This is a genomic window from Streptacidiphilus alkalitolerans (assembly GCF_042511045.1).
Taxonomy (GTDB): domain Bacteria; phylum Actinomycetota; class Actinomycetes; order Streptomycetales; family Streptomycetaceae; genus Streptacidiphilus; species Streptacidiphilus alkalitolerans.
The window spans coordinates 268,048-290,384 of the sequence record NZ_JBHEZX010000002.1; the positions used below are offsets into that span (position 1 = coordinate 268,048).

Genomic DNA, 22,337 nt, shown 5'->3' on the forward strand with positions numbered 1-22,337 from the left:
CAGCACGAGATTGTCCGCAGGTGAGAGCCAGGCGCTTTCCTCTCGCGTGCACATGGAAGCGCTACCAGATTGAGTGGGCGACTGAGGGTCGGTCCCCGCTCCCCTCGGACAGCACCCACCACGCCTTCCTCAGCGCGGCTCCCACCGCGGCGATCGCAACGGCCGTGCTCCACCCGGCCTTTCCGCGGTGGCTGCCACCAGGCGATAGCTCCCTGTGAGAGTCTGGGCGGCATGAGCAGCGCGTCGCAGGACAGGACGTCCCAGGAATTCCTGGCCACGCTCCACGTCGGTGACCTCTGCCACGGGACCGTAGCGGAGGTCACCCGGTCCCGCGGGGTCGCAGTGACCTTGGACGGATACCCGGCGCAACCGCTGGGGACGGTCGGGCCGCTGGACCTGACGTGGCGCCAGTACCCTGCCACGGCCGTACGGGCCGGCCAGCGAATCACCGCTGCGATCATCGCCATCGACCTCGACCAGGGCCAGGTGCAACTGTCGCTGGCCGCCGCCGAGCACCCGGAACTCTGGGCGTTCCTCAAACCGCTGCGCTCCGGCGAGATCCTCTCCGGCACCGTCACAGCGATCGAGCGCTTCGGCGTATTCGTCGACTTGGACGACGGCCCCGAGCATCCGGTCCTGCCCGGCGTCGGCTTCATCACGATCCCCGAACTGGCATGGCACCACTTCGAATCGGCCACCGACATCGTCCGGGTCGGACAGCACGTCAGCTGCGAGTTCCTCTACTTCGACACCTGGAACGGAGAAGCCAGGCTGTCCCTGCGGGCAACACAGCCGGACCCGTTCCAGGTATTCGCCGCCACGGCCGCCGTCGGCCAGACGCTGCACGGATACGTCACCAAGGTGATCCCGTTCGGCGCCCTCGTCCGGGTCGCCGACGGCGTTGAGGGGTTGATCCACCTTCAAGAACTCGCCGCGACACCCGTGGAAGCCCCCGAGGACGTCGTCCAGGTGGGCGACGAAGTCATCACTCTCGTCATCGGCATCGACCGGCAACGACGCAAACTGGCCCTCTCCCGACGACAGGCCCTGCACGACTCGCGATAGCGCCCAGCGGTTGCCCTCTACAGGGTCGACGCCTGATCATCGGCCGGCGATGCTCCCGGCGAGCTCTGCCTCGGCCGCCGGGGCCTCGGGGGCTGAGCTCCTCGGACCGCGCAGGACGATGTAGGCGAACAGGACGCCCATCAGGGCGACGCCCACCCACATGGCCTCATGCCATCCGTCGACGAAGGACTGCCGGGCGGCGGCAACCAGGTCCTGCCCGTTCGAGCCTGCGCTGCCCGCGGCTTCCAGGGCGTTGGCGATGCCTTGCCGTGCGGTGTCCGCCGTGCCCTGCGGGAGGCCGTGCAGCTTGCCGCCGATGGCGTTGCGGTAGCCGGCCGACAGCAGCGCGCCCAGCAGTGCGACGCCGAGTGCGGTGCCGAACTCGCGGGTGACGTCGTTGAGGGCGGAGGCGACCCCCTGCTTCTCACGCGGCAGGGAGCTGGTGATGGCCTCCGTGGAGGGCGTCATCGCCAGGCCGATGCCGAAGCCCAGGGCGAGCAGGCCCGGCAGGACGGACAGGAAGCCGCCGTCGACGGAGACGAACAGGGCCATGAGGGCCAGACCTGCACCGACCAGCGCGACCCCGGTGGCCAGGGTCCAGCGGACGCCGATCCGCGCGGCCACCCTGGGAGCCAGGCTGGAGGCCGGAACCATCGCGGCCATGGGCATGATGCCCAGCGAGGACAGCAGCGCCGACCAGCCCAGCACCGCTTGGAAGAACGGGAAGAGAACCACGGTGATGCCCGCCTGCACACCGAAGGCCACCAGCAGGGTGATCGCACCGCCGGCCAGTCCGCGCTCCCGGAACAGCCGCACGTCCAGCAGCGACGCGTCCCGGCGGTGCAGTTCCCAGGCCACGAAGCCGACTGCGGCGATGAGGCCCACGGCGAGGCTGATCAGGGTCACCGGGGCGGTCCAGCCGCGCTCCGGCCCCTCCTGCAGGACGAAGATGAGGCCGACCACCGCGACGACGGAGACCAGCGCGCCGACGGTGTCGAAGGAATGGGCCGATCGCTCAACGGAGTTGGGAATCGACTTCAGCGTCATGGCCAGGGCCACGACGGCCAGGACCACCGGCAGCGCGAACAGCCAGCGCCAGTTGGCCGCGTCGACCAGGAACGCCGAGAGGAACAGGCCGAGGACGCCGCCGCCCCCGGCGACACCGGTCCACACCCCGATCGCCTTCCCCCGCTGCTCCTCCGGGAAGGAGGAGGTGATGACGGCGAGGGTGACGGGCATGATCATCGCTGCTCCGATGCCGGCGACCACCCGCGCGCCGAGCATCACCTCGGCGGTCGGGGCCAGCGCGGCCACGACGCTCGCGGCGCCGAAGACGGCCAGCCCGGCGATCAGCATGGGCTTGCGGCCCAGACGGTCGCCGACGGCGCCGAGCGGCAACAGCAGGGCGGCCAGGGCAAGGGTGTAGCTATTGATGATCCACAGGACGGTGCTCTGCGAGGTGCCGAACGAGACGGCCAGGTGGGTCTGGGCGACGCTCAGACCGGCCGACGAGGCAATCACGGCCATCAGCGCGATCGAGACGGCGATCAGGATCGTCCGCAACCGGCGAGCGTCAGGCGCGTTCCCACTGCTCGCGGCGATGGCTGCCAGCTGGGGATGTTGACTCGTGGTCATGGAGATGGATACCTCTCAAAAAGGACACAAAAAGGGCATGGGGCGTCAGCGCCGGTGCATGGCCGGTCGCCGGACGAGGGGGCGGGGGTCCGGACGCGGCGGCACCCTGGGGGTGCTCGTCCGAGTCCGGGTTTTGAGCGGTGGCGGTCGCGTCCTGTGCTGCGGAGAACGCCGCGAAGGGATCTTCCCGCTCACTCATCCACGTTAACGCCCTAAATGGGCGACACCTTCCACTTACCCTAAAGTGGGAGACATGCCTGCTCAGACCTCTCGGAAGCCCGCTCGGCCGCTACCCGCCGCCGTCGACGGGCCCCCGCAGCCCGCCGCGGCCCATGGGCTGCGCGCCGACGCCCGACGCAATCGCGACCGCATCCTCGAAGCCGCCCGCGAGGCATTCACGCTCCAGGGAATCGACGTACCCATCACGGCGATCGCCCGCCGGGCGGGGGTCGGCGCGGCCACCCTCTACCGCCACTTCCCCACCCGCGCCTCGCTCGTCAGCGAAGCCTTCGCCACCCAGCTCACCCGCTGCGTCTCCGTCCTCGACGATGCGCTGGAGGACCCCGATCCCTGGCACGGGTTCTGCAGTGTGATCGAAAAGGTGTGCGCCATGCAGGCCGTCGACCGGGGCTTCACGGCCGCCTTCCTCTCCCAGTTCCCTGACGCCATCGACTACCAGCACAAGCGCAGCCGCGCCGAGCACGACTTCGCCCAACTGGTGCAGCGGGCCAAGGACACAGGGAAACTGCGGGACGACTTCGACCCCACCGACTTCACTCTGCTGCTCCTGGCCAACAGCGGCGTCGTCGGGGAGTCGAAGGAGGTCTCGCTGGCCGCGTCCGCCCGTCTGGCCGCCTACCTCCTCCAGTCCTTCAGGGCCGGCCGCACCGAGCCGCTGCCGCCGCCCGCACCGCTGGCACTGGACCGCATCCAACCGTCCCCGCACCGCCGCTGAGCCGTCCGCGCGCCGCACCCGGACGGCTCAGCGGCGGCGCGCGGACGGCTTGTCGCAGCCAAGCGTGGGGCCCGGGACGGCAAGGTCCCGGGCCCCACGCACTGACGGATGTTCAGATGATCCTCGACGCTGTCGCGCGCCTCAGCTGCAGGCGAGTTTGGCGTCGGCCCAGTCGGCGTGGTCGTTGCCGTTGCCGTCGCCGCCGTCGCCGACCACCAGGTCCAGCAGTTGGGCGCCGGTGGTGTCGACGTCGATGGACACCGCCGCGCCGTTGCCCTTGAGCACCGGGGTGGTGACCAGGTTCCGGCCGTCCGCGAGGACGCTGAAGGTGACCGTTCCGGCGCCGCCCGACTCGGCGTCGACGCCGACCGTGGCGGTGAAGCGGGTGCAGTGGCCGCCGAGGTAGAGGCCGACGTCGCTGACCGCGTTGGTGCCCAGGCCCGAGGCGTAGACCTTGCCGCCGACGGTGATCGGCTTGCCGTCCCCCGCGGCCTGCTCGCCGTTGCTGGTGTTGCGCTCCACCGGACCCCAGCCGTTGGACGAGGTGAAGAACGGCAGTGCGCTGACCGCCGTGTCGGCGGTCGGGGGCACCGGCACCGCGCGCACGTTCCGCACATCGCTCAACTGCTGCGTCCCGCCGCCCTGCTGGTGGTAGTCGGCCACCGCGGTGAGCTGCGAGAACGTCGGCAGGGTGCCGTCCGGCGAGGTGACCGTCCAGCTCCCGGTGAGCGAGCTGCCGCCCTTCACCTTCGCTGCGGTGGCCGGACCGGACGGCTGGGCGGTCCAGCCGCTGGGCAGGGTCAGTCCCAGCCGGACCCCGGTGGCCGCGGGCGCCCCGGCCGGGACCGCGAAGGTCGCGGTGACCGGGTAGGCGGTGCTCGCATCCGCGGTGTCGGGGGCGTCCAGGGTGACCGCCGCCCGGTGCGCCTTGGGCTGGGCGTAGGTGGCGGCGTTGTAGCGGGGGCTGTCCACCGCCGCGGTCTGCAGCGAGGAGGCGGTGCTGCCGAGGTTCACCAGGGAGACCGCGCCCAGGCCGCCGGTGCTGCCGTCGGTGTTCCAGACCGCGATGGCGATGCTGTTGGCGCCGTTCGCCTTGAGGATGCCGTTGGGGATGGGGAAGACGTGCTGCGGGCCGACGTCGTTGACGTAGCGGCCGAGCTGCCAGCCGTTGACGTAGATCAGCGCCCGGTAGTGGCGTGCGGCGTCGTCGGTGATCTGGAGTCCGACCGAAGTGTCCTGGCCCTTGGGGAGGTTGAGGTTCGCCGTGGTCCGGTACCAGGAGACGCCCGGGGTGGTGTCGCTGGTGGGCAGGGTTGCGGTGGACCAGGAGCTGTCCTTGAACCCGGGCAGGCTCCAGCCGGCCCGCTCGCCGTAGAGGCCGCCGGTGTTCATCGGGCCGCGCACCGGGTCGACCAGGTCCTCACCGCCGCTCGACCCCTGGATGCGCCAACTGAGCGTCGTCAGCGGGGAACCCGCGACCACGGCGCCGATCAGACCGCGCGCCTCCTTGTTGCTGTCGGCCTCGTTGTAGTCCTCGTTGTGGCCCATGTTCTCCACCAGCACCGAGACTTCGTTGTCGGCCCCGGCTTTCAGCGTCCCGGCTGGGAAGGTGAAGGTCTGCGAGACGCTGCCGCCGTTGTTGGGACTGCTGCTGCCCAGGAAGGTGCCGTTGAGCCAGACCGAGTAGACACCCGCCTTGCCGGTGATGGCGGACAGGGTGATCCCGGTCGCGCCGGTGGAGCCGTTGAAGCGTCCCCGGTACCAGACGTCGCCGTGGTGGAAGCCGTAGTCGTCGGCGAACAGCACCGGCAGGGTGACCGGGGTGGTGGTGCTGTTGGAGGTCGCCTTGTTCGCCACCTGCCAGGTGGAGTCGTCGAATCCGGGCTGCGACTCCGGGGACTCCTGGGTGTGCTTCCAGTCGGTGAGCGCGGGCAGGGTGACCGCGGCGGCGCCGGGCAGGGTACTCAGCTCCGAGCCGCTGCTGGTCGCCCTGGTCTGCAGCCGCTTGCCGTTCCAGGTGATGTTGTCAGTGGTGGCCGGGTCGGCGAACACCTCGACCGGCTGGGCGGTGGCGCTGTCGCCGGTCAGGTCGAGCCGGCCCTTGCCATCACCCTTGTTCCCGCCCTTGGCGTCCGAGACGGCGGTGCGCAGCAGGTCGCTGCCGTAGACCAGGACCGGCCCGGAGGCGGTCTGCGCCTGCCAGAACTTCTCGGCGGTGGCGTCGTCGCCGAGCAGCAGGAGCAGCGGGCGGGCCCCGCCGGTGATCAGCACCCGCTCCAGGCCGCCGTGGGTGTAGTTCAGCCGCAAGTCGCCGGTGCTGGGGTCCCAGCTGCTCTGCACACTGCCGGAGAGGACCTGGACCGTGGGCTGCTTCGGGTAGTTGAGGACGGTCTCACCGTCCTGGCCCTGGCGTCCGTAGAGGACGGCGACGTCGCGGCCGCCGATCTGCGCCTGGGTCATGATCTCCGAGGTGGAGTACTGCAACTGGCTGGCGCCGAGCTTGTAGTTGGCCACGATGGTCTTGGAGTCCCGCCCGGCGAAGGTGAGTTGGGTGCCGGGCTGCTGCGGGACGGTCGGGTAGGACCGGGCGCCCGCGGTGGGCAGGTCGATGGCGTCCACCGAGACGAAGGTGCCGCTGGCCGCGGCGTCCTTCTGGCCGGTGGCGACGATCTTGAGGGTGTGCGTGCCGTCGCTGAGACCGGAAGCGGCGTACTGGACCTGCTGGTTGGCGGTGCTGGCCGCGTAGCCGTCGACGGTGGTGACCTTGACGCCGTCCAGGTAGACGTCGGCCAGGCCGTGGTTGGCGGCCTTGGAGGCGATCCAGCGGATCCCGGTGCCGGTGAACGGAATGGTGACGCTGTCGCCGGCGGTGTTGGTGAAGGACTCGGTCCGCTGGTACTCGCCGCTGGTGTAGCTCTGCTCCGAGCCGACGTGCGACCAGGCTCCGGTGTAAGCGAGTTGGGCGGAGGCGTCGTCGTAGCTGTAGCCGGAGTGCGCGCCCAGGTCGATAGCGATATGGGTGGAGTCGGTGCTGGTGGAGGTGGAGTCGGTGTGCCGCAGTACATGGAACTGGGTGCCGTCGTCGGGGTTGATCCGCGCGGTGTCGACGATGGCCTTGTTGTCGGTGGGGGCGGCGGCCAGGGTGTCGGTCTTGGTGATCGGGGTGACGCTCTGCAGGAAGTAGCCGATCAGCTTGTCCTGCTGGTACTTGGCGGTGAGCTGGCGGTCCTCGGAGATGGCGGCGCCGTAGTCGTAGGACGTGTAGACCTGGGACGGGTCGGCCTGCCAGCCCCAGGAGGTGCCGCCGTAGGCCATGTAGAAGCTCTGCAGGGTGGCGCCGACGGCGATGTTGTTCTTGTAGAAGACACTGGCGAAATCGGCGCCGGTCAGCTGCCCGCACTTGGCGTAGCCGGGGCCGCCCCAGGGGTCGAACGAGCCGCCCTGGAACTCCGCCGTGTACAGCGGCTTTCCGGCGACATGGTCGTAGGAGATGTCCGGGACGCCGTTCCAGGACGTCGGGTTGGAGCAGTTGAAGCCCTGGGGGTAGGAGTCGGCGCCGTCGATGTCCAGGGCTCCGGCCCCGCTGTTGAAGGTGCCGTTGTTGTTGCCGGTCAGCGGGACGGTGATGCCGTCGGCGCGGGCCTTGTCCTCCAGGTGGGTCATGTAGGCGCGGCCGGCGGTGGAGCCGTCGTAGAACTCGTTCTCCACCTGATAGGCGATCACCGTGCCGGTGCCATTGGTGAGTTGGTGCCTGGCGAGGATCGGGTCGATATGGCTGAGCCACTCGTCGGCGGCGGCCAGGTAGGTGGGGTCGGTGCTGCGGTCCTTGCCGGGCTCGGTGCCCAGCCAGGCCGGGAAGCCGCCGCTGTCGACCTCGGCGTTGATGTACGGGCCGGGGCGGGCGATCACATAGATCCCGGCCTGGGCGGCGAGGTCGAGCAGGTGGTCCACGTCCCGTACGCCGGTGAAGTCGTAGACGCCCTTCTTCGGCGAGTGGTAGGCCCAGTCGAAGTAGATCGAGACCGCGTTGAAGCCCGCCGCCTTCATCTTCTGCAGCACGTCCAGCCAGAGGGCGGGGCTCGGCAGGCGGCTGTAGTGGAACTCGCCGGACCAGACGTACAGCCGCTTGCCGTCGATCATCAGCGAGTAGCCGTCGTAGGTCACGGTGTGGGTGGTGGGGGCCTTGGTGGTGCCGGTGCTCTGCAGGACCGCCGGCGCGGGGGCGACCGAGGCGTGTGCGGTGGCCGGGAGGCTGAGCCCGGTGCTGGCCGCGGCGAGGGCCGCGACCAGGGCGGCGAGGGTTCTGGGGACACGACGGGGCATCTACTGCTCCAGCAGGGGTCGAAGGTTCACGAAGCGGAAGAACGATTCAACTCAACGGAGTAGAGCAGGACCTCACAGAGAGCGTCAATAAATCTTTCAGAATCCACCATGAACGCTCAGATGATGCCGCGACCCCGCATGGTCCCGAACGCGGGCCGGGCGCGCCCCCCGAGGGGACGCGCCCGGCTCAGTGCTCCTGCGTCGGTGCCGTTTATCCGCCGAAGCCGAGGGCGAACAGGTGCACCGTTCCCGACGCGCCGGTCACCGGCAGGGTCACCGACGCCACGGTCTTCGTCGCGTCCAGCGGCACCTTCACCGAGAAGACATAGGCCTGCACGGTGTCCTTGGCACCGGCGCCGGTGTTGCGGTAGGCGGTGGTGACGGCCGTGGTGTCGCCCGCCACCGGCTTGCGGGAGCCGCCGTTGAGGGTCCAGTCCGAGAACGTCACCGTCGCCGTCGTGGTGCTGCCGTCGGTGTAGGTGACGGTGAGCCGGCCGGGGACGCCGGTGCCGTCGGTGGGTGCGTCGGTCGCGGCGCCGAGCAGGCCGAGGTACGCGCCGGTGGTGCCGTCGGGTTGCGGGATGGTCTGGCCGCCGACCTCCAGGTTGTCCGGTTTGCCTGCGGCGGTGGTCGGCCAGGTGTAGCTGATGCCGTCCGCGCTGACCTTGGCGCCGCTGCCCACTCCGGCCGTGGTCAGGGCGTTCTGCGAGTAGGCCCATCCTTCGTCGTCGAAGCCGCCGGAGAAGTGGGTGCCGTCCGGGTAGACGCCCTCGTTCGACTCGTAGGGCCACAGTTCGCCCGGTTGGGCCACCGACACCCGCAGCGTGGCCGCCGCCAGTGCGGCGCCGCTGGTGTGGTCGGCGACCGCGAACGTCACCGGGTACGCGCCTTCGGTGCTGCCGCCGGTCACCGGCACCTTCACCTCGGTGCTGCCCGACGCCGGCACGGTCACCGAACCCGAGAGGGTGGCCAGGGTGACGCCCGCGGGGGCGGTGGCGGTCCAGTCGGCGGTGACCGCCTGGGCGCCGAGGTTGGTCAGCCGCAGTGTCGCGTCGGCCGAACCGCCCGGTGCGACGATCAGCCCGTCACTGCTCGGCCCGGTGGCCGCGAGCAGCCGTCCCCCGCCGGTGCTGTCGGACGGCGGCGCCGCGGCGTCCGACGCCGCCCAGCTGGTGTTCGGCACGGTGTTGAGGCTGTAGTCGAGCGTGCCGGCCTGCTCGAACTGACCGAACGTCAGCCACGAGTTGTTCCACTCCTTGCCCTTCACGTCCAGGGCCTGGACGTAGGGGGCGTTCGGCGCGGCCTGCGGGGCGTTGATGGTGGCCTGCTTGCCGTTGCCGAAGGTCACGTTCACCACCGGGAAGGCCGGGCTGCCCAGCACCAGGGTGTCGGTGCCCGGCGTCTCCGGGTACATCCCGAGCGAGGACCAGACGTACCAGGAGCTCATCGCCCCCAGGTCGTCGTTGCCGAACGAGCCGACCGGCGCGTTGAAGTAGAGCTTCTGCTGCGCCTGGCGCACGGCGGCCTGGGCCTTCCAGGGCTGCCCGAGGTAGTCGTACTCCCAGGGGATCTCCAGGCTCGGCTCATTGCTGAGGTCGGCGTTGGTCCCACCGGGGTCGGTGATATTGCCCAGCAGGCTGTCCAGGTAGGACGAGTAGGCCGCGTCCCCGCCGCGGGCGGTGATCAGCTGCCGCAGGTCGAACGGCACCATGGGCGTGTACTGGGCCGAGGTGCCCTCGACGAAGCCGTTGGAGGTGCCGGGGGTGAAGCCGCCGGCGAACCGGCCGTCCAGGTCCTTGCCCTGCATGTAGCCGGTCTGCGGGTTGAAGACGTTCATCCAGTCCTGGGCGCGGGTGGCGAACTTCTGGTAGCCGGCGGTGTCGCCGAGCGCCTTGGCGAAGGACGCCAGGGCGTAGTCCGCGCTGTCGTACTCCAGTTGGGTGGAGACCGCGCCGTAGAAGTTGCAGCAGCCGTAGTCCGACTCGTCCAGCGGCAGATAGCCCTTGGCGTCGCGCACCGCCTCGCCCGGGCGGTCCTGGTTCGGCGCGGTGGCCTCGTGCACCATCGCGTCCAGGGCGTGCGCGGTGTCGAAGTTGCGCACCCCGAACGCGTACGCGTCGGCGATGATCGAGGCGCCCGGGTCGCCGACCATCACATAGCTCTCGCCGTTGTTGGACGCCCACTTGGGCAGCAGGCCGGTCTGGTCGTAGCCGTTGAGCATCGAGGTGACGATGTCACCGGTGACCTTCGGCTCGACCATGGCGATCAGCTGCGTCTGGGAGCGGTAGGTGTCCCAGCCCGAGTAGTTGGCGTACTGGGCCTTCTGACCCTTGCTCAGCTTGTGGACCTGGTTGTCCATGCCCATGTACTGGCCGTTGTCGTCGGAGTACACATTGGGGTGCAGCAGCGCGTGGTAGAGGGCGGTGTAGAACTGCACCTGCTGGTCGTTGCTGCCACCGCCGACCCGCAGCTTGCCCAGCACGGTGTTCCAGGCGTCGTGGTTGGCCTGCCGCATGGCGTCGAAGTCCCACCCCTTGACCTCGGTGGAGAGGTTGGAGGCGGCGTTGGCGTCGCTGGTGTACGAGATGCCGACGGCCGCGGTCACCGTGGTCGACGCGGAGGTGTCGAAGGTGAGGTACATGCCGTTGGCGCCGGTGACCGGGGCGGAGGAGGCAGCCTTGCCGCTCTTGTCGGTCGAGGGTTTGGCGCCCACGGCCTTGGCGCCGCTGGTCGGGTGGATCTTCGGCGACGGGACGGCCGGGACGGTGAAGTGCTTCTCCTTCAGCGGAGTGCTCTGCGGCGCGGCCTGCGTCTGCTGGGCCCGGCCGAGGCTGAGCGACTTCGCGTCGGGGTTGATGGTGCTGCCGACCCAGGTGCCGCTCTGGGTGAACGGCTGGTTGAACTTGATGTCGAAGTGCAGCGTGTAGCGGTTGTCCGCGCCGCAGAAGTGGCCGCTGTCGACGGAGCCACTGACCTCGGTGTCACTGACCACCTTGGCCCGGGTGCCGTCCACCTGGGTGGCGCCGCCGCTCAGCTTGAGCAGCAGGTCGGCCTGCGCGCCGGCCGGGAAGGTGAACTTCCCCAGGCCCGCCCGGGTGGTGTCGGTCAGCTCGGTCTTCACGCCCGCGGCGTCGGTCAGGCCGTAGTAGCCGATCCCGGTCTGCTCGTTCGCGTGGCTGAAGGTGGAGGTGGCGTTGGAGAGGTTGCCGGTGAGTGCGCCGGTGAGCGGCAGGATCGGGATGTCGCCCGCGACGGGGCAGCCGGGGCCGGAGACGTGGGTCAGGCTGTAGCCGGAGATCTTGGTGCTGTTGTACTCGTAGCCGCCGCCCTCGGTGCGGGACGGCGTGGTGTCCGGGCCCCACTGGATCATGCCGTTGGGCATGTCGGGGCCGGGGAAGGTGTCCACCGCGCCCGAGGTGCCGATCAGGGGGTTGACCAGCGCCGCCGGGTCCGCGACGAGCTGCGGGCCGGACGCGGCCAGCGCGCCGGCGCCGGCGAGGGTCTGGAACGGTACGACCGCGATGGCCGCCAGGGCCACGACGGTCAGGCGTCGACGGAGTCTGCTGCTGATGCGGCTGGTGCCGCTGCTGATACGGGGCCCGTCCGGGCGCGGCCGTGTGGCCATCGGTTGCCTCCGCGTTTTGTGCTTTGGACATGGCTGTGCCAGGGACCGGTGGTGTCCTCGATCGGCATCGGCGGCAGCCCCGTCCGAGGGTCTGACAACGTTGCCAACGGCACGAGGCACGAGTAGAGCGCGGAAGCTGAGTACATGTCAATGGGGCCTCGTGCATCCCCTGTGGCCTGAGCGATGACGGACCGTCGACGGGGATGACCCTGAGGGGTCTCCGCCTCAGGTATCGGGGGTCGGCACCTCAGGCGGAGGCGCGGGGTCGGCCCCGCTTCCTAGGCTCCGGACATGAGCAGCGCGAGCACCACTGTCACCACCCGCCCCGGCCCCGACGCCGACGCCGGGCCGACCCTGATCGGGGATCCTCGGGTGGCCCTGATCCCGGTCCGGGACAATCACGAGCGGCTGGTCGCCCTGGACTGGATGTCGGGCCCGGCCGCCGGCGCCGCCCGGCTGGTCCGGGCCGGCCTCGCCGACCGGCTCGCGGCGGCGCAGCAGGCGCTGCCGGACGGGATCACGCTGCACCTGTCCGAGGGCTTCCGCCGGGCGTCGCAGCAGCAGGCCATCATCAGCTCCTACCGCGCGCTGCTCCGCCGCGACCGGCCCACCGCCCCGGACGCCGAGCTGGACCGGCTGACCAGCAGATACGTCGCTCCGCTCGCCGTCGCCCCGCATGTCGCGGGCGCCGCGGTGGACCTGACCCTGGCCGACGCCGACGGCAACCCGCTCCCGCTGGGCTGCGCCCTGGACGCGACGCCGGAGGAGAGCGACGGCGCCTGCTATTTCGCCGCCCCCGGCATCAGCGCCGAGGCCCGCCGGAACCGCGAGCTGCTGCAGCGTGCCCTGGGCGGGGCCGGGCTGGTGAACTACCCGACCGAGTGGTGGCACTGGAGCTTCGGCGACCGCTACTGGGCCTACCGCACCGGCGCCGACCAGGCCTGCTACGGACCGATCCGCACCGGAGCCGACGCGTGACCGCACCCGTACCCGCGCCCGTACCCGCATCCGTACGCGCCGCCGGACCGGCCGGACCGCGGCTGCGGATCGACCTGGGCGCCGTCGCCGCCAACACCCGGCTGCTGGCCGACCGCGCCGTCGCGCTGATGGCCGTGGTCAAGGCGGACGGCTTCGGCCACGGCGCCGCGGACGTCGCCCGTACCGTCCTCGCCGAGGGGGCGACCGCGCTGGGGGTGACCACGCTGCAGGAGGGGCTTGAGCTGCGCGCCGCGGGCATCACCGCCCCGGTCCTGAGCTGGCTCAATCCGGTGGACGCCGACTTCGCCGCGGCGCTGCGGGCCCGGCTGCACCTCGCCGTGCCGAGCCGGGAGCACCTGGACGCCGTCATCGCCGCCGCCGCGCGGACCGGACGGCGGGCGCAGCTGCACCTGCACATCGACACAGGGATGGCCAGGGACGGCGCCGACCCGGCCCGCTGGGGCGAGCTGTGCCTGTCGGCCGCGCAGGCCGAGCGGCGCGGACTGGTCGAGGTGGTCGGCGTGATGAGCCACCTCGGCTGCGCCGACACCCCCGGCGACCCCTGCACCGACGCGGCGCTGACCGCGTTCCGGGCCGCGGTCCGCACCGCCCGGGCCGCCGGGCTGCGGCCCCGGCTGCGCCACCTGGCCGCCACCTCGGCGACGCTGACCGACCCGCGCACGCACTTCGACCTCAGCCGGGTCGGCGCGGGCCTGGTCGGGATCGACCCCTCCGGCAGCGTCCGGCTGCGGCCCGCGCTCACCCTGACCGCGCCGGTGGTGTCGGTCCGCGAGGTGCCGGCCGGGGTCCGGGTCGGCTACGGCCACGCGTACACCACGTCCCGGCGGACCCATCTGGCGCTGCTGCCGCTCGGCTACGGCGACGGCCTGCCGCGGGCCGCGACCGGGCGGGCGGAGGTGCTGCTGCAGGGCCGCCGCTGCCCGGTGGTCGGCCGGGTGTCGATGGACCAGATCGTCGTCAGCACCGGCGACCGCCCGGCGGCGCCGGGCGCCACGGCCGTGGTCTTCGGACCCGGCGACCGGGGCGAGCCGACCACCGCCGACTGGGCCCGCTGGGCCGGGACGATCGAGCACGAGCTGGTGACCGGCCTCGGACGCCGGATCCACCGCACCGTCTCCCACGCCGACCTGGCCGCCTGCGTGTCCTGAACGCAGGCCCTCACCCGCTCGCATCCCCACCGAACCGAACACGCAGCAGACGCAGACAAGGACGGCCCCGCCATGATCGACACCCACCTCTCCGCACTCCCCCGGGGCATCCGGGTCGCCGTTGTCGGCGGCGGCCAGAACAGCGAGCACGAGGTCTCGCTCGCCTCGGCCGCCTCGGTCCGGGCGGCGCTCGACCCCGCCGTGTTCGAGGTGCAGTCGCTGACCATCGACCGGGACGGCTACTGGCTCCGCGCCGACGGGCAGCCGCTGGCGGCGAGCCGCGCCCGCAGCTTCGCCGCGGCCGTCGCCCTCATCGCCGACTGCGACGTGGCCTTCCCGGCCGTGCACGGTCCGCTCGGCGAGGACGGCTCGCTGGCCGCGCTGTTCGAGCTGGCCGGGGTGCCCTACGTCGGCGCCGGGGTGCGCGGCGGGGCGCTGGCGATGGACAAGTGGGCCACCAAGCTGGTCGCGGCCGACCTCGGCATCCGCACCGCGCCGGGACGCCTGGTCGACGCCGGGACCGCGGCCGGTCTGCGTCCGGACCGGTTCCCGGTCGTGGTGAAGCCGGTCGCGGCCGGTTCCAGCCACGGCGTCGGCCTGGTCCACCGGATCGAGGACCTGGACGGCGCGCTGGCGAACGCCCTGGCCCACGACGACCGGGTCCTGGTCGAGGAGTTCGTGACCGGCCGCGAGGTGGACCTGGCCGTCCTGGAGCGCGCCGACGGCAGCCTGCTGGTCGGACCGCCGCTGGAGATCGTGGTGGCCGGGGCGGCGGAGGGCACCGCGCTCTTCGACAGCGAGCAGAAGTACGACGGCAGCGCCGTGTTCCGGATACCGGCCCCGCTCGCGGAGACCGAGGAGAAGGCCCTGCGGGAGGCGGCGCTGGCCCTCTTCTCCGCGCTGGGCTGCCGCTCCGTCGCCCGCTTCGACTTCTTCCTGACCGCGGAGGGGCCGGTGCTCAACGAGGTCAACACGATGCCGGGGATGACCGCCCAGTCGCAGGTGCCCAAGATGTTCGAGAGCGTGGGCCTGTCCTACCCGGCCCTACTGGACGAACTGCTGCGCAGCGCGCTCGACGGCGGCCCCGACCGCCGTTGACCGTCGACCGTGGTTCGATGGTAGGAGCAACCGCACCCCCCGTTCACAGGAGACTTCCCATCACCAGGCCCGACCCCAGCGCCGCGACCCGTGCGGCACCGGCCGACGGGCCCGCGGGCGCCGGCCGCCCGCCGCGCCGACCGGTGTCCGTGCGGCTGTGGAGGTACGGTCCCGACCTGCTGCTGGGCCTCGCCGTCGCCGGGTACGGCTTCAGCGAGGCGAACCGGTTTGTCGTCGAGTCCACCACCTCGATCCACCGGGTCGAGCTGGCTGTGGTGCTCACGGCCGCATCGGTCGCGCTGTTCCGGATCCTGCCCGGCGCCGCGCTCGGCATCGCCTGGGTGACCGCGCTGTTCCAGTTCACCGGCGGCCCGCCGGCCCTGATGGCGCAGCTGTCCTTCGGCCTGGTCGCCTACGGCGCCGCGCGCCACGGGGACCGGACGGTGCTGTGGCTGAGCGGTCTCTCACTGCCCTGCGGCGCGGTGATGGCGATGCTGCTGATCCTGCGCCGCGGGATCGACCTGACCAGCCCGCTGGCCGACCTGGTCAGACCGCTGGGCGCGCTGCACCTGGCGTCGCTGACGCTGGTCGGCGCGGCGCTGCTGGCCGTGGTCGCGGTGCCCTGGCTGATCGGCCTGCTGCAGCGGGTCCGGATCAAGGCCGAACGCGACCAGGCGCAGGCGGAGGCCCGTCGGCTGCGGGCCGAGATCGAGCGCACCCAGGCCCAGGAGATCGCGGAGCTGAGGGACGGTCAGGCCCGGCTGGCCCGGGACGTGCACGACGTGGTCGGGCACTCGCTCGCGGTGATCCTGGTGCAGGCCGAGTCGGCCCAGTTCCTGCCGCAGACCGACACCGCCGCCATGCGCCGGACCATGGAGAACATCGCGGCCTCGGCCCGCCAGTCGCTCCGCGAGGTGCGCGAGGTGCTGGCCAGCACCATGGACGACGGGCAGCACCCGGCCGCCGCGCCGACCGGCAGCCTGGACAGCCTGCTCGACAGCGTCGGCACGGCCGGCAGTCCGCTGCGGTCGACCGTCCAGGGCCGCCCCCGGCCGCTGCCGCCGGAGCTGGAGGCGGTGGCCTTCCGGGTGCTGCAGGAGATGCTGACCAACGCGCTCAAGCACGGCCGCCGGGGCGAACCGGTGCTGGTCGAGCGGCACTGGGCGGACACCCTCCGGATGGAGGTCCGCAACACGGTCGCCGACGGGCCCACCGGCCCGGACGGCGCCCGCGGACCTGTGGACGGGAAGCGGCACGGGTCCGGCATCAACGGCATGCGGCGCCGCCTGGACGCCGTCGGCGGCCGACTGGACGTGCGCTGCGCCGAGGGGCCGGACACCGGCCCGGTGTTCACCGCCACCGCGTGGATGCCGCTGCGAGCAGGGGGAACGGTATGACCCAGGAACCGATCCGGGTGCTGCTGGTCGACGACCAGGAGCTGTTCCGCGCGGGCGTCGCGGTGATCGTCGACGCCCAGCCGGAGATGCGGGTGGTCGGGCAGGCCGGGGACGGCCACCAGGCCGTCCGGCTGGTCGACGAACTCGCCCCGGACGTGGTGCTGATGGACGTGCGGATGCCGGAACTGGACGGGGTGGAGGCGACCCGGCAGATCTTCGCGCCGGCCCGGGTCGCCGCGCGGTCGCGCCCGGTCCGGGTGGTGGTGCTGACCACGTTCAACCTCGACGACCGGGCCGCCACCGCGATCCGCTGCGGCGCCAGCGGGTTCCTGCTCAAGGACACCACCCCGGCCATGCTCATCGACGCCGTCCGGACCGTCCACGCCGGCAACGCCGTGCTGGCACCGCAGGACCTGGGGGTGCTGCTGGAGGGACGGTTCCGGCCGCGGACACCGGTGCCGCCCGGCTACGAGGCGCTCACCGACAAGGAACGGGAGATCCTCCGCGCCGTGGCCCGGGGCCTGAGCAACGCCGAGATCGCCCAGCAGGTGTTCGCCGGCGAATCCACGGTGAAGACCCATGTCGGCGGCATCCTGCGCAAGCTCGACCTGCGCGACCGGGTGCAGATCGTGGTCTTCGCCCACGAGCACGGCCTGGTCGGCTGACCCCGCCCCTGAGCCGTCACGATCCAGTGTCTATGGTGTCCCGCGATGAACACCTTCAGCCCTCCGGCACCCCCGAGCTACACCGAGGCCACCCCCAGGGAAAGGACCGCGCGCCTGCTCACCGATACCTGCGCCCCGGCCAACCTCGTGGTCGTGGTGCTCCTGCTCGTCGGATGGCACAGCACCAACGGCTTCGCCGGACTCGGCTGGGGCCTGTTCGCAGCGCTGTTCTGCGGCGTGGTCCCGATGGGCATCGTCCTGTTCGGCGTCAAGCGCGGCGGGCTGACGGACAAACACATCCGGGTGCGCAAGCAGCGGGTCGTGCCGATGACAGCGAGCCTGGCCTCCGTGGTCACCGGCATCGTTCTGCTCCGTGTGCTCCACGCGCCGAAGGACATCGCCGCACTCGTCGTGGCGATGCTCGTCGGCCTCGTGTCCGCCTTGGCCGTGACCGTCTGGTGGCAGATCTCCATCCACAACGCCGTCGGCGGCGGCACCGCCATGATCCTGATCCTGGCCTTCGGTCCGATCGCCGTCCCCGCCCTGCTGATCGCCGCCGCCATCGGCTGGTCCCGCCTGGTCCTCAAGGCCCACACCCTCGCCCAGGTCCTCGCCGGCACCGCCCTCGGAGGCGTCTCCGCCCTCGTCTTCACGCTGACTCGGTAGCACCGACCGACGAACACCTGGAACGGACTACTCCCAGGATCGGGGGTTGGGCCGCAGGCCGTAGAGGGCCTGGATCACGGCCTGGTCGGGGCCCCGGTAGCCGTCCCTGCGCAGGGTGCGGGCGGTCTCGGCGCGTTCGAGGGCCGCGCGGTTCCGCCGCTCGCGTCGGGTGGGGCCGGGGCGGCGCGGATGCCCGGTGTCGGTGGGGGCGTGCAGGACGATCAGGCTCGCGCCGAGGGCGGTCGCCGCGGCGAGCGGGAGCCAGAGCGCAGCCGCCGTCACGCTGAGCGCGGCGGTGATGGTCAGCGGGGCGAGCGCGCGGCCGATGCCGAGCGACAACTGCCAGCGGGCGATGACGCGTCCGCGCAGCTGCGGCGGGGCGGCGTCGATGACCAGCGCGGTGCCGACGCCGGTGTAGAGGATCTCCCCCAGGTTGTAGAGCACGGAGACCAGCGCGATCGCGCTCGCGCCGGTGTTGCCGTGCCCGGTGCCGGCCAGCAGGAATCCGAGGTAGGAGGCCGCCAGCACCCAGCCGGACAGGGCGAAGACATGGCGCCTCGGCCGCCGCGACATCCACAGCACCACGGGGAGCTGGACCAGGATGACCATCACCGTGTTGGCGACGAAGATGCCGGAGGACCACGCGGGCGCCGCGTGCATCCGGGTGACCAGCACCACCGGCAGGGCGACCTCGAGGACGTCGAAGCAGAAGGCGAAGGGCAGGTTCGCCAGGTTCATCAGCGTCAGGCGGCGCAGCACCGGCCGGTCGGCGTCCCGGACGGCGCCCCTGGGCGACTCCGGGCGGCGCGCCGTGGAGGCTCCGGCCAGCCGCACGGTCGAGACCAACGCCGCCGATATCAGGTATCCGGCCGCGGTGCCGACCGCCAACCAGCGCATCCCGACCGCGCCGGAGCCGACCGCGACCGTGGCCAGCAGGGCGCCCGCGCCCAGTCCCGCGTTGCCCAGGGAGCGCAGGGCGGCCAGTACGGCGTCCCGCTCGTAGCCGACCGACAGGTCGGAGACGACCGCGGCCTGGCCGATCGGCCCGGCCTGGTTGCCGATTCCCTGGAGCACGCAGCAGCAGACGAATCCGTCCGGCCCGGGGAGGAGCAGCAGGGCGAGCAGCCCCGACGCGCGCAGGCTCAGTGTGGTGGCCATGAGGACCCGGCGGGCTCCGCGGTCGACCCATCGGCCGGCCAGCGGCACCACCGCGAGGCCCACCAGGAAGCCCACCGAGAGGGCGAGGCCGGCCAGGCCGGCGCTGATGCCGCTGATCGTGACCGCGTACAGGAGCAGGAAGGGTCGCATCAGCCCGCCGCCCAGGGCGGAGACCAGGGCGGCGCCGGCGTAGCGTCCGCCGCCGAGGCCGCGCAGCAGTCGGAGGGCGGTGAGTCTGGTGGGCGGCGGCGAGGCTATGGCGGTACTGACGGTGGTGGGGGGCATGCGGCCACGATCGCCCCGGGACCGCGCCACCCCGGCGCCGATTGACGGTGGTCGTCAATCGACCGGGCCGGAGTGCGGGGCCGGCACCAGAATGGCGGCATGAGCGTCAGCATCGATGTTTCCGGGATGACCGAGGACCGCTACCTGTTCGCGCCGTCGCCACTGGCCGAACTGGGATCCGCCCTGCACCTGCTGGTGGAGCCGGCGCACCACGCCCAGCAGGCCGGCTGGATCACCGCGGCCGGCGCGCAGATCGACCCGGATCTGATGGACCGCATCATCACCGCAGACTACCTGTGGCGGACCTCCCGTTCCGACATGCTGCTGCCCGCCCACCCGAGGCAGACGCTGGTCGAGGAGCTCGACGTGCTCGACGAACTCGACGACGAGACCTGGGTCCGCACCGCGCTGATGACCAGCAGCTGCGGCGTGGTGCCGCTGCGCGACGACCTCGGGTCGCCGATGACCGACGACACCGCCCGCCAGGTGGCCCGCGAACGGGCCGCCGCGCGCGGGGGCAGGCAGCTCGACTTCGTCGACTACCTCCTGACCGATCCGCCGACCGCCCGGAGTTGGCTGCGGCGCCTGCTGGAGGACTGCGCGACGGGCTTCTTCAACGCCGCCTGGCGCAGGGTGGCCGGGCGGCTCGCCGGCGACGCGCGCCACAAGCGCGACCTGCTCGCCAGGCACGGGCTGGAACGCACCCTCGCCGCGGTCTCCCCCGCGGTCACGCTCTCCGCGTCCGGCGGGCACATCGTGGTCGACAAGCTGCAGGACCGCACCGCCAGCGCCCTCGGAACCGGGCTGACGTTCATGCCCAGCGCGTTCTCCCACCCGCACCTGCTCGTCGTCCACGCGCCCGGCCTGCGGCCGGTGATCAGCTACCCGGCGCTGGCCACCCCGAGCGAGCCCTCCGTCTCCGTCGCGGCCGTCCAGGACCGGCTGCACGCCCTCGACCACCCCGTCCGGCTGCGCCTGCTGCGCAGCATCGCCCGCGGGCCGCAGACCACCGCCCAACTCGCCGACGCCTGGCTGCTCACACCGCCCGAAGTGTCCCGCCACCTCGCCGTCCTCAAGAACGCGGGCATCCTCACCTCCAGCCGCCGCGGACGCTACGTCAGCTACGAACTCGACCTGGCCGCGAACGCCCGACTCGGCACCGACCTGATCGAGGCCCTGCTGCGCTGAGCGAGGGGGCCGGTGACCTGCGGCCGGGGGCGGATAGGGGGCGACGTCGGGCGGCGTCTATGATCCGCAGGGCGTACACGTCGTACTCCCTCCGGGTGAACCCCGGTCCACTGGCCCGGAGGCCGCTTTGAAGCTCCGCACGCTCGTCCTCGCCACGGCCACCGCGCTTGCCGCGACCGCGCTGGCGCTGCCCGTCGCCCCGGTGGCTCTGGCCGACTCGTCGGCCCCCGCGACCTCGCCCGTCTCGGTGGCGCGGGTCAAGACCGTCCAGGGCACGGTGCTGAGCGTGACCGCTGTCGGCGCCACCAGCGTCACGGCCACGTACACCCTGCGCGGCACCACCGAGAGCGTCACCGTGCCGCTGACCGAGCAGTCGCCGGGTGCCTGGCTGTCCGGGGTGCTGCAGCTGCCCTACGGGTACGGCGCCTACGTGGAGCACGTGACCGCCCTGGACGGGGACGTCCCGCTGGACACCCCAACCCGGCTGTACCCCTTCCGCGAACTGCCGGTGTTCCAGGACGTGGCCTCCACCTCCTCGGCGTCGTCCCCGCTGACCTACGGCCATGAGACGGTCACCGTCACCGGTCGGCTCACCACCTACGACCCGGCCTCGGGCTACAGCGACGCCCCCTTTGTGACAAGCGTGTTGTTCTCAACGCCGCAGAACCCCACGACCACCGCGGACCAGGACGGGCGGTTCTCGATCACCGCGCCGATACCGTTGGCCGTCTCGCCCAAGACCTACACCTTGTTTGCCGGGGCACCAGAGGCCGACCCCTCGGCGGTGCAGGTCTACACCCAGCGCGAGGACACCCGGATCGTCATGGACCCCGGCCCTGCCTCGGTCGTCGCGGGCAGACCCGCCATCGTGACCGGCACCCTGCAGTACCTGGACGCCACCGACCCCGCCGGACCCACCTGGAAGCCGGTACCGGGCGCCCCGATGCGGACCTCCAGCAGCAACAGCCCGAACCCCTCCACGGTCACCTCCGCCACGGGGGCCTTCGGATTCACCTGGCCGGCCATCAACTCGCTCTGGTGGATCGAAACCGGCAGTACCCTGGACCCCTACCTGCGCAGCTCCGACATCCCCTTCACCTTCGCCTCGATCATCCAGCAGGTGAGTGCCGGCCTGAGCCAGGTGAGCATCGACGCCCACGGGACGCTGCACTTCACCGCGACCGAGGGCAGCACCGACGGCATCCCGACGTCCGGGCACCTGTACCTGGAGTCCTCGGCCGACGGCACCAGCCGCTGGGGCCGGGTGAAGGAACTGCCCCAGTCCGGCTCCCAGACGCTCGCGCTCGCGGGCGCCAATCCGCACGCCTGGTACCGGCTCCACTACGTCCCGGACACCGCGGCCTACCTGGCCGCCACCAGCAGGCCGGTGCACGTCGACCGCGACCGCACCCGGATCACCGGCGGCAAGCCCAACCACACCACCGTCACCAGGAACGTCGTGGTCGCCTTCACCGGCCACGTCCAGTACCAGACCGCCGCCGGCTCCTGGCTGCCCGCCAGGAACACCCACGTCCTGCTGGAGTTCCGCCCCTACCAGGGCCGGACCTGGTCCGTGAAGAAGACCGCCACCACCAGCAGCACTGGTGCCTTCACGCTGACCGCGAAGGACACAGCGGCGGGCACCTGGCAGGTCGTCTGGGACACCCCCAGCTCCGGCTTCCTCGACAGCACCGGCCCCGCCACCTACGTCCACATCAGGTAGCCGGCGTATCCGCGACTGCGTCATGGACCCGTGTGGGCACCGCTGTTGAGCTGGAAGCGGTGCCCACAGGACTGCCACGTCTTGTCCACATAACCGTCGATATTCCATATCGGATTGATCACGGCCGCCCTCCCGGGCAAGGCGATTCTTACCTGACGCTTCATCATTTCCTTTGATCACGGTGCCCTGGAAACGGACATTGCTCCCCCTTTTCATCACGCCGTGTAACCACCTTCTCCGGGCCGCTTCGGCCCGTCCGGGCGTTCCTCAAATCTTCCTCAGGTCTGAGCTGGGCTGATTCTGTCGCAGTGTCATGATCCTCTCGCCGGCCAGTGCCGGCCGCAGAAATCAGTCACACTCGGTGACCAATCGGGGATGAGGCAGAGCTTTCATGTCTTCAGGAAAAC

At 71.6% G+C, this 22,337-nt stretch carries 14 protein-coding genes; 10 read left to right on the top strand and 4 right to left on the bottom strand.

Annotated elements, in window-relative coordinates; all coding sequences use genetic code 11:
* Nucleotides 1-231 precede the first annotated feature (231 nt).
* The gene (locus tag ACEZDG_RS05000) at nucleotides 232-1,065 is read left to right on the top strand and encodes a S1 RNA-binding domain-containing protein (RefSeq protein ID WP_380502844.1); all 834 of its coding nucleotides are present in this window, start codon (nucleotides 232-234) and stop codon (nucleotides 1,063-1,065) included.
* Between the two features lie 36 nt (nucleotides 1,066-1,101).
* On the opposite strand, the gene ACEZDG_RS05005 is transcribed toward ACEZDG_RS05000, so the two are convergent.
* Nucleotides 1,102-2,700: an MFS transporter gene (locus ACEZDG_RS05005; protein ID WP_380502847.1), complete on the bottom strand. Its 1,599-nt coding sequence runs from the start codon at nucleotides 2,698-2,700 to the stop codon at nucleotides 1,102-1,104.
* Between the two features lie 253 nt (nucleotides 2,701-2,953).
* On the opposite strand from ACEZDG_RS05005, the gene ACEZDG_RS05010 reads away from it, so the two are divergent.
* Nucleotides 2,954-3,655, top strand: a complete 702-nt coding sequence (locus ACEZDG_RS05010; RefSeq protein ID WP_380502850.1) for a TetR/AcrR family transcriptional regulator — start codon at nucleotides 2,954-2,956, stop codon at nucleotides 3,653-3,655.
* Nucleotides 3,656-3,796: 141 nt separating this feature from the next.
* Here the strand turns inward: ACEZDG_RS05010 and ACEZDG_RS05015 are convergent, their stop codons facing one another.
* Both ACEZDG_RS05015 and ACEZDG_RS05020 read right to left on the bottom strand, forming a co-directional pair.
* The gene (locus tag ACEZDG_RS05015) at nucleotides 3,797-7,978 is read right to left on the bottom strand and encodes a beta-galactosidase (protein WP_380502852.1); all 4,182 of its coding nucleotides are present in this window, start codon (nucleotides 7,976-7,978) and stop codon (nucleotides 3,797-3,799) included.
* Nucleotides 7,979-8,189: 211 nt separating this feature from the next.
* On the bottom strand, nucleotides 8,190-11,603 hold the full coding sequence (locus tag ACEZDG_RS05020) for a lectin (protein WP_380502855.1): 3,414 nt from the start codon (nucleotides 11,601-11,603) through the stop codon (nucleotides 8,190-8,192).
* Nucleotides 11,604-11,894: 291 nt separating this feature from the next.
* Between ACEZDG_RS05020 and ACEZDG_RS05025 the strand changes: the two genes are divergently transcribed.
* The 6 genes from ACEZDG_RS05025 to ACEZDG_RS05050 all read left to right on the top strand — a co-directional run bounded on the left by ACEZDG_RS05025 (nucleotide 11,895) and on the right by ACEZDG_RS05050 (nucleotide 17,576).
* Nucleotides 11,895-12,581, top strand: coding sequence for a M15 family metallopeptidase (locus ACEZDG_RS05025; RefSeq protein ID WP_380502857.1), 687 nt, complete (start codon nucleotides 11,895-11,897; stop codon nucleotides 12,579-12,581).
* Nucleotides 12,578-13,750, top strand: coding sequence for an alanine racemase (gene alr, locus ACEZDG_RS05030; RefSeq protein WP_380502860.1), 1,173 nt, complete (start codon nucleotides 12,578-12,580; stop codon nucleotides 13,748-13,750). Before ACEZDG_RS05025 ends, alr begins: the two co-directional genes overlap by 4 nt.
* Before the next feature lie 72 nt (nucleotides 13,751-13,822).
* On the top strand, nucleotides 13,823-14,848 hold the full coding sequence (locus tag ACEZDG_RS05035) for a D-alanine--D-alanine ligase family protein (protein WP_380502863.1): 1,026 nt from the start codon (nucleotides 13,823-13,825) through the stop codon (nucleotides 14,846-14,848).
* A 149-nt stretch (nucleotides 14,849-14,997) separates the two neighbouring features.
* The gene (locus tag ACEZDG_RS05040) at nucleotides 14,998-16,245 is read left to right on the top strand and encodes a sensor histidine kinase (protein ID WP_380502866.1); all 1,248 of its coding nucleotides are present in this window, start codon (nucleotides 14,998-15,000) and stop codon (nucleotides 16,243-16,245) included.
* Nucleotides 16,242-16,910, top strand: a complete 669-nt coding sequence (locus tag ACEZDG_RS05045) for a response regulator (RefSeq protein ID WP_380502869.1) — start codon at nucleotides 16,242-16,244, stop codon at nucleotides 16,908-16,910. The genes ACEZDG_RS05040 and ACEZDG_RS05045 overlap by 4 nt, the downstream gene beginning before the upstream one ends.
* Nucleotides 16,911-16,955: 45 nt before the next feature.
* On the top strand, nucleotides 16,956-17,576 hold the full coding sequence (locus ACEZDG_RS05050) for a phosphatase PAP2 family protein (RefSeq protein WP_380502872.1): 621 nt from the start codon (nucleotides 16,956-16,958) through the stop codon (nucleotides 17,574-17,576).
* A gap of 27 nt (nucleotides 17,577-17,603) precedes the next feature.
* Here ACEZDG_RS05050 and ACEZDG_RS05055 read toward each other — a convergent pair whose 3' ends face one another.
* Nucleotides 17,604-19,019 (bottom strand): MFS transporter, encoded by a 1,416-nt coding sequence (locus ACEZDG_RS05055; RefSeq protein WP_380502875.1) that lies wholly within the window; start codon nucleotides 19,017-19,019, stop codon nucleotides 17,604-17,606.
* Nucleotides 19,020-19,118: 99 nt separating this feature from the next.
* On the opposite strand from ACEZDG_RS05055, the gene ACEZDG_RS05060 reads away from it, so the two are divergent.
* Nucleotides 19,119-20,207, top strand: a complete 1,089-nt coding sequence (locus ACEZDG_RS05060; RefSeq protein WP_380502878.1) for a DUF5937 family protein — start codon at nucleotides 19,119-19,121, stop codon at nucleotides 20,205-20,207.
* A 127-nt stretch (nucleotides 20,208-20,334) separates the two neighbouring features.
* Nucleotides 20,335-21,930 carry a hypothetical protein gene (locus ACEZDG_RS05065; RefSeq protein WP_380502881.1) on the top strand — a complete coding sequence of 532 codons (1,596 nt, stop codon included), beginning with the start codon at nucleotides 20,335-20,337 and terminating at the stop codon, nucleotides 21,928-21,930.
* The last annotated feature ends 407 nt before the right edge of the window (nucleotides 21,931-22,337 follow it).